This window comes from Pseudomonas sp. MWU12-2345 (genome assembly GCF_023242385.1).
GTDB classification, from domain to species: Bacteria; Pseudomonadota; Gammaproteobacteria; order Pseudomonadales; family Pseudomonadaceae; genus Aquipseudomonas; species Aquipseudomonas gingeri_D.
Map to the genome: position 1 here is coordinate 49370 of NZ_JALLJA010000018.1, position 13656 is coordinate 63025.

Sequence of the window (13656 nt, forward strand, 5' to 3'; positions counted from 1 at the left end):
CTGGATTGCGAATACGCCATGACCTTGCAGTACCCTACCATCGCCGATTGCGTCGGCAACACGCCCCTGGTCCGCTTGCAGCGCCTGCCCGGTGCCACCAGCAATACCCTGCTGCTCAAGCTTGAAGGGAACAACCCAGCGGGCTCCGTCAAGGATCGTCCGGCACTGTCGATGATCACCCGCGCCGAATTGCGTGGGCAGATCCAGGCCGGCGACACCCTGATCGAAGCCACCTCGGGCAACACCGGGATCGCCCTGGCCATGGCCGCCGCGATCAAGGGCTACAAGATGATCCTGATCATGCCGGACAACTCCACCGCCGAACGCAAGGCGGCGATGACCGCCTATGGCGCCGAGTTGATCCTGGTGACCCGCGAGGAAGGCATGGAGGGCGCCCGTGACCTGGCCGAGCGCATGCAGGCCGAAGGCCGTGGCAAAGTGCTCGACCAGTTCGCCAATGGCGACAACCCCGAGGCCCACTACACCAGCACCGGCCCGGAAATCTGGCGCCAGACCCAGGGCACCATCACCCATTTCGTCAGTTCCATGGGCACCACCGGGACCATCATGGGCGTGTCGCGCTACCTGAAAGAGCAGAACCCCGAGGTGCAGATCATCGGTCTGCAACCGATGGAAGGCGCCTCGATTCCGGGCATCCGCCGCTGGCCCCATGAGTACCTGCCGAAGATTTTCCAGGCCGACCGTGTCGACCGTATCGTCGACATGGGCCAGGAAGAGGCGGAGGACGTGATGCGTCGTCTCGCCCGTGAAGAAGGGATCTTCTGTGGTGTGTCCTCGGGCGGTGCGGTGGCGGCGATGTTGCGCCTGTCCCGCGAAGTCGAGAACGCGGTGATGGTGGCAATCATCTGTGACCGAGGCGACCGCTACCTGTCGACCGGCATCTACGACGCGCCCAACTGATGGCCAAGCATGAACGCGGCCTGCGCTTCCAGCCCACTGGCGGTAGCCGGGCACCACAAGTGCCGACGGGCAAGAAGCAGCGCCTGACCATCGAGCGGCTGTCCAACGACGGCCGGGGCATTGCCTTTATTGAAGGCCGCACCTGGTTCGTCGCCGGTGCCCTCGCCGGTGAAGAAGTCGAAGCGCGGGTGCTGGCTGCCCATGGCAAGGTGGTCGAGGCACGCACCGAACGGGTGTTCCTCGCCAGTGATCGGCGTCGCCCTGCACCCTGCGCCCACGCCGGCCGTTGCGGCGGTTGCAGCGTGCAGCATATGCCCCACGACGACCAACTCGCCCTGAAACAGGGCATGCTCGCCGAGCAACTGTCCCGTGTCGCGGGTGTCGAACCGCTGGAGTGGGCGGCGCCCCTGACCGGTCCGGAATTCGGCTATCGGCGACGGGCCCGTGTGGCCGTGCGTTGGGACGCCAAGGGCAAGACCCTTGAAGTCGGTTTTCGCGCCGCCTCCAGCCAGGATATCGTCGCCATCGATGACTGCCCGGTGCTGGTACAGGCCTTGCAACCGCTGATGCGCGAATTACCAGCTATGCTGCGGCGCTTGAGCAAACCCCAGGCCCTCGGCCATGTGGAATTGTTCAGCGGTTCGGCGGTGGCTTTGTTGTTGCGGCATATGGCGCCGTTGTCGGCGCAGGACCTGCAAGTACTACAGGAATTTTGCAGTGCCCATGACGCGCAACTCTGGTTGCATGGCGAAGACGGCCCGCAACCGGTGGACCCGTCGTTGCCGCTGGGCTATCGCCTGGAGACCTGGGATCTGGAGTTGGCGTATCGGCCGGGGGACTTCGTCCAGGTCAATGCCGGGGTCAACGAGGCCATGGTCGCCCAGGCGCTGGACTGGTTGAAGCCGGCAGCCGATGAGCGGGTTCTGGATCTGTTCTGCGGGCTCGGCAACTTTGCCTTGCCCCTGGCGCGTCAGGTGCGCGAAGTGGTGGCGGTGGAAGGCGTGGCGACCATGGTCGAACGGGCCGCCGCCAATGCCTTGAGCAATAATCTGCATAACGCGCATTTTTTTCAGGCCGATTTGTCCCAGCCTTTGAGTGATGCCGGTTGGGCCAAAGACGGCTTTTCTGCGGTACTCTTGGACCCACCCCGTGACGGTGCGTTCGAGGTGGTGGGCAAGCTCGCCGCCCTGGGGGCCGAACGGTTGGTGTACGTGTCCTGCAATCCGGCGACGCTGGCGCGGGACACGGTTGAATTGATCAAGCAGGGCTACCGGTTAAAACGTGCCGGGATCCTCGACATGTTTCCGCAGACCGCGCATGTCGAGGCCATGGCGTTATTTGAAGCGAGCTAGGATGCTCGTCTGGTCCGACTGACTGCCGCCGTATTCTGCCAGCCCAGCCAGACTGCGGGGGCTACAACAGGTCAGCGATTTTGACGCATAGAATCTGCGTCGTAGGGAAGGTAAGCAAGATGGTACAGGTGAGAGCACACCAGCCGATCAACACCGACGGCAGTATCAATCTCGAGGCATGGCTCGATCATACGGTGAGCGTCGATCTGGCGTTGGACCGTGAGGCCTTGAAACAAGCCTGCGAATACGCACGGCTTGCCGAACAACAGACCAACGCGGCGCAGAACCTCTGGCCCGAAGGCGGTTCCAGTTTCAGCACTGGCCTGGAGATCGCCGAGATCCTCGCCGACCTCAAGCTGGACCAGGATTCGCTGGTGGCGGCGGTGCTGTATCGCTGCGTGCGCGAGGGGCAGATTCCCCTGACCGCGGTCAGCCAGAAATTCGGCCCGGTGGTGGCCAAGCTGATCGACGGCGTGCTGCGCATGGCCGCCATCAGTGCCAGCCTCAGTCCACGCCAGTCCCAGGTACTGGGCAGCCAGACCCAGGTGGAAAACCTGCGCAAGATGCTGGTTGCCATGGTCGACGATGTCCGCGTGGCCTTGATCAAGCTGGCCGAGCGGACCTGCGCGATCCGTGCGGTGAAGACCGCCGACGACGAGAAGCGCAACCGTGTCGCCCGCGAAGTCTTCGATATCTACGCGCCCCTGGCCCACCGCCTGGGCATCGGCCATATCAAGTGGGAACTGGAAGACCTGTCGTTCCGTTACCTGGAGCCCGACCAGTACAAGCAGATCGCCAAGTTGCTGCACGAGCGGCGGCTGGACCGTGAGCGTTTTATCAGCGAGGTGATGAACCAGCTGGAAAACGAATTGCTCGCCACCGGGGTCAAGGCCGATATCAGCGGCCGGGCCAAGCACATCTATTCGATCTGGCGCAAAATGCAGCGCAAGGGCCTGGAATTCAGCCAGATCTATGACGTGCGCGCGGTCCGTGTGCTGGTGCCGGAAATGCGCGACTGCTACACCGCGCTCGGCATCGTCCACACCCTGTGGCGACATATCCCGAAAGAGTTCGACGACTACATCGCCAACCCGAAAGAGAACGGCTACCGCTCGTTGCACACGGCGGTGATCGGTCCGGAAGGCAAGGTCCTGGAAGTGCAGATCCGCACCCATGCCATGCACGAAGAGGCTGAGCTGGGGGTCTGCGCGCACTGGAAGTACAAAGGCACCGACGTCAAATCCGGCTCCAATCACTACGAAGAGAAAATCTCCTGGCTGCGTCAGGTCCTCGAGTGGCACGAAGAACTGGGGGATATCGGCGGCCTGGCCGAGCAGCTGCGGGTCGATATCGAGCCGGACCGGGTCTATATCTTCACCCCTGACGGCCATGCCATCGACTTGCCCAAGGGCGCGACACCGCTGGACTTCGCCTACCGGGTCCACACCGAGATCGGCCACAACTGCCGGGGCGCGAAGATCAACGGGCGGATCGTGCCGCTCAACTACAGCCTGCAGACCGGCGAGCAGGTGGAGATCATCACCAGCAAGCACGGTACGCCGAGCCGTGACTGGCTGAACCCGAACCTGGGCTACATCACCACGTCCCGGGCACGGGCGAAGATCGTCCACTGGTTCAAGTTGCAGGCCCGCGACCAGAACGTCGCGGCCGGCAAGACCCTGCTCGAACGCGAGTTGGCACGCCTTGGCCTGCCACAGGTGGATTTCGACAAGCTGGCCGACAAGGCCAACATGAAAACCGCCGAGGACATGTTCGCCGCCCTCGGCGCGGGTGATCTTCGCCTGGCGCAACTGGTCAATGCCGCCCAGCAACTGGTGGAGCCGGAGCGCGGCAACGAACAGCTGGAACTGATTCCGCGCAAGGCCACCGGCTACAAGCCGGGCAAGCGTGGCGATATCCAGATCCAGGGCGTCGGCAACCTGATGACCCAGATGGCCGGCTGCTGCCAACCGCTGCCGGGGGATGCCATCGTCGGCTATATCACCCAGGGCCGTGGCGTGAGCATTCACCGCCAGGACTGTGCCGCGGTGCTGCAACTCGCTGGGCGCGAGCCGGAGCGGATCATCCAGGTCAGCTGGGGGCCGGTGCCGGTGCTGACGTATCCGGTGGATATCATCATCCGCGCCTACGACCGTTCCGGCCTGCTGCGTGACGTGTCCCAGGTGCTGCTCAACGAGCGGATCAACGTCCTGGCGGTCAATACCCGCTCGAACAAGGAGGACAACACCGCGTTGATGTCCCTGACCATCGAGATCCCGGGGTTGGATGCATTGGGACGGTTGCTGGGGCGGATTTCCCAGTTGCCGAACATTATCGAAACCCGGCGTAACCGCACCCCTTGATCATCCGCGGCCTTGAATGCGCCGCAAAACTTTAGGAACAGGGCTTGCCCGCGAAGGCGTCCTTGAGGGCGCCAAAAGCTTCGCGGGCAATCGAGCGTCGACCGGCCGCTCCTACAAGGTTCGCGGTGTTTCCCTGGTCGTGATAGAACCGAACGAGATCACTGATGTACAGCCTTCAAGACCTGCTCCACCTTATGGCCCGTCTGCGCGACCCGCAATACGGTTGCCCCTGGGATATCAAGCAGACCTACGCGACGATTGTCCCCTACACCCTGGAAGAGGCCTACGAAGTCGCCGACGCCATCGAGCGCAGCGACTTCGAGCACTTGCAGGGTGAACTGGGCGATTTGCTGTTCCAGGTGGTCTATTACAGCCAGCTGGCGCGGGAAGAAGGGCGTTTCGAATTCGACGGCGTGGTCGACAGCATCACCCGCAAGCTGATCCGTCGTCACCCCCACGTCTTTCCCACCGGTGATCTCTACGCACCCGTGGACCTGCCGCGCTTGAGCGAGGAGCAGGTCAAGTTGCGCTGGGACGAGATCAAGGCCCAGGAGCGCGCTGAAAACCACCGCGCACCTGAGCAGCTTTCCCTGCTCGACGACGTACCGGCCGCCTTGCCGGCCCTGTCCCGGGCGGCGAAATTGCAGAAGCGCGCGGCCACGGTCGGTTTCGACTGGTCGGACGCTTTGCCGGTGGTGGACAAGATTCGCGAAGAGCTCGACGAAGTGCTCGAAGCCATGGCCGACAACGACCCGGCGGCGATCACCGATGAAGTCGGCGACCTGCTGTTTGCGGTGGTCAACCTGGCCCGGCACCTCAAGGTCGACCCGGAAAATGCCTTGCGGGGCGCCAATGGCAAATTCGACAGACGTTTCCGTTTTATCGAACAGGCATTGCGCGACACCCACCGTCCCATGGAAGATTGCACCCTCGAAGAGTTGGACGCCTTGTGGGGCGAAGCCAAACGTCAGGAAAAGAATAGGCCCAGCTGCGGCTGAGCCGTTGCCCAAGTGAGTAAGCACCATGAGTCTTTCCCTTCGCGACCAGTTGCTCAAAGCAGGACTGGTCAACCAGAAGCAGGCCAAACAGGTCGGCAAAGAGAAACAGAAGCAGCAGCGCCTGGTCCACAAGGGCCAGATCGAGGCTGACGACACCCAGGCGCGCCTGGCCCAGGAAGCGCAGGCCGAGAAGGTCAAGCGCGACCAGGAACTGAACCGCCAGCAGCAGGAAAAGGTCGAGGCCAAGGCCCGTGCGGCCCAGGTCAAGCAATTGATCGAAACCTCGCGCCTGCCCAAGCTGACCACCGAGGACTACTACAACTTCGTCGACGACAAGAAGGTCAAGCGCCTGTCGGTCAACACGCTGATGCGCAACAAGCTGAGCAACGGCTCCCTGGCGATCGTCCATCACGGTGGCGGTTATGAGGTGATCCCCCGTGAAGCGGCGCTGAAGATCCAGGAGCGGGCCCCTGAGCGTATCGTCCAGCTCAACGTCCTGAGCGAAGCCCAGGTGCCGGACGAGGATGATCCGTACGCGGCCTACCAGATCCCTGACGATCTGATGTGGTAACCCGCCAGTCCTGCTGAAAGGAGACGGCCTGAAACGACAAACCCCGCCAGGCAGCGGGGTTTGTCGTTTTACAAGTCTGTCACTGCCAGGCGTTCAGGACGCCTGCATTTCGCGTTTCTTCTCGAGGGTTTCCAGCTCGTTCTTATAATTATGAGCGTCGGTCTCGTTGTGAAACATGCCTACCAGGAGGTCCTGCTGGTGTACATCCCAGATTCGAATGCCGTGGGCAACGCCTTCATGGGACATGTGTGCATCATCGCGTTCGGTTACTTTTACGGTCATCTGCAAGCTCCAGTCTCTGTTGAACTGCGGCAACGCGTCGCAGGCCTCTGTTATATGATTCATTAGCCTCCTACGTAAATCGGTAACGGACGGAATTTATTCTTGCGAGAAACGCAATAATGGCCGAAGGCCCGGATTGCTTGGGTTTGCGCTTTTCGAGCGAAAGTTTTCTGACAAAAGTTTCATCTTGGCTACGCTGCAAAACAGCGTCCCAGACGCTTGCAAACGTGGTTATGCAAGAGGGTGGCGGTGAGTGTGAGATAGCTTTCGCGGGCAAGCCCTGCTCCTACATTCTTGTGTCGTTCACTGGTTTTATATAGGACACGAGACTGTAGGAGCAGGGCTTGTCGGGACGCCGCACCGCCGCGAAGAGGCCCTTGAGCCTTGCAACATCCGTTTGCATGCAGCAGCGAGCAGGCATAAAAAAGCCCCGCATTCGCGGGGCTCCTTATGCGGCCAGAATCAGCTGCCCTTGACCTCTTTGCCGGCCACGGTGCCTTCCTGGAGCATGATGTTGTACTCCTTGCCGTCGGTTTCCACCTGTTGCAGGCGGACCAGCAGGTAGTCCCAGTCCTTGGCGAACCACATCACGGTGGTGCGCTTGTTCTGTGTCGGGTCGCGCACGCGCTCGACCTTGATCGCATCCACCGAGCCAGCCTTGGTGCTGACGGTCTCAGGGCCCAGCACCCGGAAGTCGTAGGTGTCGGTGTCGGTGCCTTCGACCACCTGGTAGCTCATGCTTTTCTTGCCGGCCGCGACATCACGTTGCAGGGCCAACTGATAAGTCGACTTGTCGAGCATGCCGCTGTTCAGAGGCACCTTGACCGGATCACCGCGATCGCTGCCGGTGACCATCTTCGACGCCCAGTCGAAGTCCAGGTTGATCTTCTTCGCCTTACCCAGGCCGCCACGTTCGAAGTTGTAGCTCTGTGGCAACAGGGTGTCCTTTTCGAGGCGGATGGTGCTTTCCTCGGTCAGGCTGGCGATCATCATGGAAGCCTTGAAACTCAAGGTCCAGGTGCCGTTATCGTTTTTCGACAGGCTGCGCTCGGCCGAACCGCTCATGGGCAGTTGTTTCCAGTCGGCGGTATAGCTGGCGGAGAAAGGTTGAAGATCCGCTGCTTGCACTGCCGGCAAGGCGAGCAGGGTAAGAGCGAGGAGCAGGGCACGACGCATAAAATCTCCTAGGTTCGAATCATTTGGCCGCTGGCCGCGAGTAATTGACCGTCCAACAATGCACCCTGTTCGCCCAGGACCAAACGCCCCTCGGCAAACCAGCGTACCGCCAGCGGATAAATCCTGTGTTCCTGGGTGTGGACCCGTTGCGCCAGACTCTGCGCGGTATCGTCAGACTCTACCGTAACCACAGCCTGTACGACCAGAGGCCCGCCATCGAGTTCCTCGGTGACGAAGTGCACGCTGCAGCCATGCTCCCGATCACCGGCTTCCAGCGCGCGCTGGTGGGTGTGCAGGCCTTTGTACTTGGGCAGGAGAGAGGGGTGGATATTCAGCAGGCGCCCTTGATAGTGACGGACGAAGTCAGCGCTGAGAATGCGCATGAAACCGGCTAGCACCACCAGTTGCGGATTGAAGGCGTCGATCAGTTCGATCAAGGCCGCGTCGAAGGCTTCGCGGCCGTCGAAGGCCTTGTGGTCCAGGGCGCGGGTTTCGATCCCCGCGTCCCGGGCGCGTTGCAGGCCATAGGCGTCGGCGCGGTTGGAGATCACCGCGGCGATGCGGGCCGGATTTTCGCCGGTCCGCACGTTGTCGATCAGGGCCTGCAAGTTGCTGCCGGTACCGGACAGCAACACCACGACGTTACAGGTCGAGGTCATCGGCTCGGACATCAGTGAGCCTTGAGGTTCTTCAGCTCGACCTGGGCAGCGCCTTCGGCGGCAGTGGCGATCTGGCCGATGACCCATGGCTGTTCGCCGGCTTCGCGCAGGACGTTGAGTGCTGCTTCGACGTGCTCCTGGGCGACGCAGATGACCATGCCGACACCGCAGTTCAGCACGCGGTGCATTTCGGTTTCGTTGACGTTACCTTTTTCCTGCAGCCAGTCGAAGACCGCCGGACGCTGCCAGCTGGCCACGTCGACCACGGCCTGGGCGCCTTTTGGCAGGACGCGCGGGATGTTGTCGAGCAGGCCGCCGCCGGTGATGTGGGCCATGGCCTTGACCGCGCCGGTGTCCTTGATCAGCTTGAGCAAGGGCTTGACGTAGATACGGGTCGGCGCCATCAGCAGGTCGGTCAGCGGCTTGCCGTCGAGCTGGATGGTTTCGATGTCGGCACCCGACACTTCGATGATCTTGCGGATCAGCGAGTAGCCGTTGGAGTGCGGGCCGGAAGACGGCAGGGCGATCAGGGCATCGCCGGCGGCGACTTTCGAGCCGTCGATGATCTCGGCCTTTTCCACCACGCCGACGCAGAAACCGGCCAGGTCGTAGTCTTCGCCTTCGTACATGCCCGGCATTTCAGCGGTTTCGCCGCCTACCAGGGAGCAGCCGGCCAGTTCACAGCCGGCGCCGATGCCGGTGACCACCTGGGCGGCGGTGTCGACATTGAGCTTGCCGGTGGCGTAGTAGTCGAGGAAGAACAGCGGTTCGGCCCCGCAGACCACCAGGTCGTTCACGCACATGGCCACCAGGTCGATGCCGATGCTGTCATGCTTGTTCAGGTTCAGTGCCAGGCGCAGCTTGGTGCCGACGCCGTCGGTGCCGGAGACCAGGACCGGCTGCTTGTAACCGGCCGGGATCTCGCAGAGGGCGCCGAAACCGCCCAGGCCGCCCATGACTTCCGGGCGCGCAGTGCGCTTGGCCACGCTCTTGATGCGTTCGACCAATGCTTCACCGGCGTCGATGTCTACACCGGCGTCCTTGTAGCTCAGGGAGGGTTGCTTGCTCATGATCCAGGCCTTTAGGGGGGATTCAGGGGGTATCGACCGGCAGCGGTTGGGTCTCATGGGGAACACGAACGGGTTCGGGTTTCCTGGGAGGCCGGATGCTCGCCGGTCTGCGAAGGCGCGCGATTTTATCAGGCTTGGGCAGCAGCGGCCATCCTCGGGCCGACGGCAGGGTCATATCGTGTTAAAAAAATCCCTGTACGCTCGTGCTGGCCGCAATTGACGTGGCTGTATAAGGTATAGCCCTTGACCCGCGATCTTTATGACGGGGAAAAACTTTTCAGCGATTGTGTGAATAATGGCACTGCGCCGTGGTCCTAAACCTGTCGCCTTGTATTCACGCGGTCTTTACCTGCCGCTTTCTGTCCGTCGGGAATTTTTCATGCGTCTGATCAAACTATTGAGTGCCGGCTGTCTTTCCCTGTTGAGCCTGGCGATCCACGCGCAAACCCTGAATGGCTTGTACCAGGTACGGGAACCGGTCAGCAGCCAGACCCCGGATGAACGCAACCAGGCCACCCAGCGAGCCCTGGAAACCCTGGTATTGCGCCTGACCGGCGATCCCAAGGCGCTGCAGAACCCCGGCTTGGCCGAAGTGCGCAAGGACCCGCAGCAAATCATCAGCCAGTACGGTTACGACGCCGGGCCGCCGGAAAGCCTACAGGTGGATTTCGACCCGGTGAGTACCGACCGAGCCTTGCGCGGTGCCGGGCTGGCGCTGTGGGGCAGTAACCGACCGGCGATTCTCGGTTGGTGGCTGAACGATTCGACCGAGGGCTCCAACCTGGTCGGTGACGGTCAATCGGCCGCCGAGCCGTTGCGTCGGGCGGCGCAACACCGTGGCCTGCCACTGCGTCTGCCGTTGGCCGACCTGAACGAACAGATCGTCGCCACGGCGAAGAACCTCGAAGGCAGCGATGCCTCGCCGTTGCACGACGTGTCCGAGCGCTACGGCGCCGATGCGCTGCTGGCGGTGCATGCCCATGAAGAGGGCGGGCAGTGGCAGGCCAAATGGCGCTTGTGGCTGGGCGACCAGAAAGAGCAGGGCACGGCCCAGGGCACCGACAGCGCCGCGTTGGCGGATGCGGTGCTGTTGGCGGTGAGCGAACGCCTGGCGCCGCGTTTTGCGGCCAAGCCCGGGGTGGCGACTGAACAACGGCTGGAAGTGCAGGGCATGACCCTGGAGCGTTACGCGGCCCTGGAACATTTGCTCGAACCCTTTGGCGGTCGGCCACAAAGCGTGGACGGCGACCGGATCATCTATCAGGTCAACGGCAGTGCCGAACAGCTGCGCGCGCAACTGGGGCTGGCGAAGTTGCAGGAGATCCCGGCGGGCGAAGCCTTGCCGGCGGTGACGGCCAACGCGACGCCAGTCTCCCCAGGCGCCCCGGCCGCGGCACCTGTTGCACCTGTACCTGCGGCGGCGCAGTTGCGTTTCCGTTGGTAGGTTTTCGGTTCTATTGAATTTCTTTCTATATATAAGGCAGAGGTCGTCCATGACCGACACACGTCGATGGTTCTGGTTGGGCGCGGCGATCCTGCTGTGCGTGTTCGTGTACCTGTTGCACCCGATACTCTCGCCGTTCCTGGTGAGCCTGCTGCTGGCCTATATGTTCGACCCGCTGGTCGACCGCCTGGAAAAACTCGGGATGTCCCGGACCTGGGGCGTGGTCTCGGTGTTCGCGCTGTTTATCCTGGTGTTGATGACCTTGCTGCTGGTGCTGGTACCGATGCTGGCCAAGCAGTTCTTCCGCCTCTATGAGCTGGCGCCGCAGATGCTCGACTGGCTGCAGCACACCGCTCTGCCCTGGGCCCAGCACAAGTTCGGCCTGGCCGACGGTTTCTGGAAGTTCGACAAGGTCAAGGCAGCCATCAGTGAGCACATGGGCCAGACCGGCGACATCGTCGGCGTGGTGCTGTCCCAGGCGACAGCTTCCAGCCTGGCACTGATCGGCTTCGCGGCGAACCTGTTGCTGGTGCCCGTGGTGAGTTTCTACTTGCTGCGGGACTGGGACTTGATGATGGCCAAGATCCGCAGCCTGCTGCCCCGTGATCGCGAGGCGCAGATTGTCTCCCTGGCGGGCGAGTGTCATGACGTGCTGGGGGCGTTCATGCGTGGCCAGTTGTTGGTGATGCTGGCGTTGGGGGGGATCTATGCCGGTGGCCTGATGCTGGTCGGCCTGGAACTGGGCCTGTTGATCGGCCTGCTGGCCGGGCTGGCGGCCATCGTGCCTTATATGGGCTTTGTGATCGGCATCAGCGCGGCGATGATCGCCGGCCTGTTCCAGTTTGGCGGTGACCTGTACCCGATGATCGGCATCCTCGCGGTGTTCATGATCGGCCAGGCCCTGGAGGGGATGGTGCTGACGCCGCTGCTGGTCGGCGACCGCATCGGCCTGCACCCGGTGGCGGTGATCTTCGCGATCCTGGCCGGGGGTGAACTGTTCGGTTTCACGGGCATATTACTGGCCCTGCCGGTGGCCGCGGTGATCATGGTGCTGGTGCGGCATATGCACGATCTGTACAAAAGTTCGGACATGTACGGCGGCCGGGAAGACCCCGATCTCTGAAGAGCGCACGCAAACCTTTGATTTTGCTTGTGGTCTGTTGCATTGTGCACCCAGCCTCACGGGTATAAACTTTGCAGACTTTACACAGAGGCCACTAACGGTTCCCGGTAACCGTTCAGTCAGCATGAAACCGATTCAGCTGCCCCTAGGTGTGCGTCTGCGTGATGACGCCACCTTCATCAACTACTACCCAGGCGCCAATGCCGCTGCACTCGGCTATGTCGAGCGGCTATGCGAAGCCGACGCCGGGTGGACCGAAAGCCTGATCTACCTCTGGGGCAAGGACGGCGTGGGGCGTACCCACCTGTTGCAGGCAGCGTGCCTGCGCTTCGAGCAGATGGGGGAGCCGGCGGTGTACCTGCCGTTGGCGGAGTTGATGGACCGTGGGGTCGAGTTGCTCGACAATCTCGAGCAGTACGAGTTGGTGTGCCTGGACGACCTGCAAGTGGTCGCCGGGCGCGCGGATTGGGAAGAGGCGCTGTTTCACCTGTTCAACCGTCTGCGTGACAGCGGGCGACGCCTGCTGATTGCCGCCTCGACTTCGCCCCGTGAACTGCCGGTCAAGCTGGCCGACCTGAAATCGCGCCTGACCCTGGCGCTGATTTTCCAGATGCGCCCCCTCTCGGATGAAGACAAGCTGCGGGCTTTGCAACTGCGTGCTTCAAGACGCGGCCTGCATTTGACCGACGAGGTAGGACATTTCATCCTGACCCGTGGTACTCGCAGCATGAGCGCCCTGTTCGAATTGCTCGAACGGCTCGATCAGGCCTCGTTGCAGGCCCAGCGCAAGCTCACCATACCCTTTCTAAAAGAGACCCTGGGCTGGTAAAACCGGGGCTTTCAGCGCTTTTTCGCCAAATTCCAGACGTCACAAAACCCACGCCGGAAGCTTTCTTGCGGGCGTGTGGGATCCGTTTGGGTATTAAGTCCTTAGATGTTTTCAAGAAACGACCGAGTCACATCCTGTTCCATAAAATTTGCAAATGAGGGTGATAGAGGGCATAGTCGCTTTTCCTTACAAATCAGCCACGGTCGTGCCCATGCTAAATCGCTTCGCACCCCTCGTGCCTCTCGCACTTGTTACCCTGTTGTTCGGTTGCGCGGCGCATACGCCGGTTTCGCAACAACAGGTCGATAATTCGGTCAAAACCGCCTCGGTTTCTGGCGTCAAATCCTCGGCCGTACTGGACGATGAGCTGGCCACGGAAAAAGAACTCGCCGAGTTCGCCGACGGCAAGCCTTACCGGTTGCCCGTCCTTGCTGACAGCATTCTCGAACGCGGCATGTCCCTGATCGGTACCCGTTACCGTTTTGGCGGCACCAACGAGAGCTCCGGCTTTGACTGCAGCGGCTTCATCGGTTATCTGTTCCGTGAGGAAGCCGGGCTCGACCTGCCGCGCTCCACCCGTGAGATGATCAACGTGAAGGCGCCGCTGGTTGCACGCAACAAGCTCAAGCCGGGTGACCTGCTGTTCTTCGCCACCAATGGTCGTCGCGGGCGTGTCAGCCACGCCGGGATCTACCTGGGTGATGATCAGTTCATCCACTCCAGCAGCCGCCGTAGCGGTGGTGTGCGGATCGACAGCCTGGGCGACAGCTACTGGAGCAAGACCTTTATCGAAGCCAAGCGCGCCCTGGCGATGGCTCCTACCACGGTCACCGCCAGCAACCGGTAATCGCTTGGACGTTTTCAGCGC

13 protein-coding genes are annotated in these 13656 nt (G+C 61.9%); 9 read left to right on the top strand and 4 right to left on the bottom strand.

Annotated elements, in window-relative coordinates:
• Positions 1-18: 18 nt before the first annotated feature.
• The 5 genes from cysM (at position 19) to M5C71_RS27355 (ending at position 6205) form a co-directional block, all read left to right on the top strand.
• Complete coding sequence (gene cysM, locus M5C71_RS27335) at positions 19-921, top strand: cysteine synthase CysM (RefSeq protein WP_248769205.1); 903 nt, start codon at positions 19-21, stop codon at positions 919-921.
• On the top strand, positions 921-2273 hold the full coding sequence (rlmD, locus tag M5C71_RS27340) for a 23S rRNA (uracil(1939)-C(5))-methyltransferase RlmD (RefSeq protein ID WP_248769206.1): 1353 nt from the start codon (positions 921-923) through the stop codon (positions 2271-2273). The genes cysM and rlmD overlap by 1 nt, the downstream gene beginning before the upstream one ends.
• 119 nt (positions 2274-2392) lie before the next feature.
• Entirely contained in the window at positions 2393-4636 is a 2244-nt protein-coding gene (gene relA / locus M5C71_RS27345) for a GTP diphosphokinase (protein ID WP_103497273.1), read from the top strand.
• 164 nt (positions 4637-4800) lie between these two features.
• Complete coding sequence (mazG, locus tag M5C71_RS27350; protein ID WP_177102111.1) at positions 4801-5634, top strand: nucleoside triphosphate pyrophosphohydrolase; 834 nt, start codon at positions 4801-4803, stop codon at positions 5632-5634.
• A gap of 25 nt (positions 5635-5659) precedes the next feature.
• Positions 5660-6205, top strand: a complete 546-nt coding sequence (locus tag M5C71_RS27355) for a DUF2058 domain-containing protein (protein ID WP_100944184.1) — start codon at positions 5660-5662, stop codon at positions 6203-6205.
• A 93-nt stretch (positions 6206-6298) separates the two neighbouring features.
• Here M5C71_RS27355 and M5C71_RS27360 read toward each other — a convergent pair whose 3' ends face one another.
• The 4 genes from M5C71_RS27360 to purM form a co-directional block, all read right to left on the bottom strand.
• A complete protein-coding gene (locus tag M5C71_RS27360; RefSeq protein ID WP_100940982.1) occupies positions 6299-6487 on the bottom strand; it encodes a hypothetical protein in 189 nt (62 codons plus the stop codon).
• 462 nt (positions 6488-6949) lie between these two features.
• The gene (locus tag M5C71_RS27365; protein ID WP_248769207.1) at positions 6950-7663 is read right to left on the bottom strand and encodes a DUF3108 domain-containing protein; all 714 of its coding nucleotides are present in this window, start codon (positions 7661-7663) and stop codon (positions 6950-6952) included.
• A gap of 8 nt (positions 7664-7671) precedes the next feature.
• Positions 7672-8322 carry a phosphoribosylglycinamide formyltransferase gene (purN, locus tag M5C71_RS27370; protein WP_248769237.1) on the bottom strand — a complete coding sequence of 217 codons (651 nt, stop codon included), beginning with the start codon at positions 8320-8322 and terminating at the stop codon, positions 7672-7674.
• Between the two features lie 11 nt (positions 8323-8333).
• The gene (gene purM, locus M5C71_RS27375; protein WP_100940951.1) at positions 8334-9392 is read right to left on the bottom strand and encodes a phosphoribosylformylglycinamidine cyclo-ligase; all 1059 of its coding nucleotides are present in this window, start codon (positions 9390-9392) and stop codon (positions 8334-8336) included.
• 379 nt (positions 9393-9771) lie between these two features.
• Between purM and M5C71_RS27380 the strand changes: the two genes are divergently transcribed.
• The 4 genes from M5C71_RS27380 (at position 9772) to M5C71_RS27395 (ending at position 13635) form a co-directional block, all read left to right on the top strand.
• On the top strand, positions 9772-10836 hold the full coding sequence (locus tag M5C71_RS27380) for a DUF2066 domain-containing protein (protein WP_248769208.1): 1065 nt from the start codon (positions 9772-9774) through the stop codon (positions 10834-10836).
• A gap of 49 nt (positions 10837-10885) precedes the next feature.
• Positions 10886-11959 (top strand): AI-2E family transporter, encoded by a 1074-nt coding sequence (locus M5C71_RS27385; RefSeq protein WP_103498985.1) that lies wholly within the window; start codon positions 10886-10888, stop codon positions 11957-11959.
• 124 nt (positions 11960-12083) lie between these two features.
• The gene (hda, locus tag M5C71_RS27390; protein ID WP_100940947.1) at positions 12084-12788 is read left to right on the top strand and encodes a DnaA regulatory inactivator Hda; all 705 of its coding nucleotides are present in this window, start codon (positions 12084-12086) and stop codon (positions 12786-12788) included.
• Positions 12789-12999: 211 nt separating this feature from the next.
• A complete protein-coding gene (locus M5C71_RS27395) occupies positions 13000-13635 on the top strand; it encodes an NlpC/P60 family protein (protein ID WP_103498986.1) in 636 nt (211 codons plus the stop codon).
• Positions 13636-13656 lie beyond the last annotated feature (21 nt).

What these genes read in the sequence shown, in the direction of transcription:
- M5C71_RS27355 (WP_100944184.1), top strand. Translation starts at nt 5,660, where the DNA reads ATGAGTCTTTCCCTTCGCGACCAGTTGCTCAAAGCAGGACTGGTCAAC.
- relA (WP_103497273.1), top strand. Translation starts at nt 2,393, where the DNA reads ATGGTACAGGTGAGAGCACACCAGCCGATCAACACCGACGGCAGTATC.
- M5C71_RS27360 (WP_100940982.1), bottom strand. Translation starts at nt 6,487, where the DNA reads ATGACCGTAAAAGTAACCGAACGCGATGATGCACACATGTCCCATGAA.
- M5C71_RS27385 (WP_103498985.1), top strand. Translation starts at nt 10,886, where the DNA reads ATGACCGACACACGTCGATGGTTCTGGTTGGGCGCGGCGATCCTGCTG.
- cysM (WP_248769205.1), top strand. Translation starts at nt 19, where the DNA reads ATGACCTTGCAGTACCCTACCATCGCCGATTGCGTCGGCAACACGCCC.
- M5C71_RS27380 (WP_248769208.1), top strand. Translation starts at nt 9,772, where the DNA reads ATGCGTCTGATCAAACTATTGAGTGCCGGCTGTCTTTCCCTGTTGAGC.
- M5C71_RS27365 (WP_248769207.1), bottom strand. Translation starts at nt 7,663, where the DNA reads ATGCGTCGTGCCCTGCTCCTCGCTCTTACCCTGCTCGCCTTGCCGGCA.
- mazG (WP_177102111.1), top strand. Translation starts at nt 4,801, where the DNA reads ATGTACAGCCTTCAAGACCTGCTCCACCTTATGGCCCGTCTGCGCGAC.
- purM (WP_100940951.1), bottom strand. Translation starts at nt 9,392, where the DNA reads ATGAGCAAGCAACCCTCCCTGAGCTACAAGGACGCCGGTGTAGACATC.
- purN (WP_248769237.1), bottom strand. Translation starts at nt 8,322, where the DNA reads ATGACCTCGACCTGTAACGTCGTGGTGTTGCTGTCCGGTACCGGCAGC.
- M5C71_RS27395 (WP_103498986.1), top strand. Translation starts at nt 13,000, where the DNA reads ATGCTAAATCGCTTCGCACCCCTCGTGCCTCTCGCACTTGTTACCCTG.
- rlmD (WP_248769206.1), top strand. Translation starts at nt 921, where the DNA reads ATGGCCAAGCATGAACGCGGCCTGCGCTTCCAGCCCACTGGCGGTAGC.
- hda (WP_100940947.1), top strand. Translation starts at nt 12,084, where the DNA reads ATGAAACCGATTCAGCTGCCCCTAGGTGTGCGTCTGCGTGATGACGCC.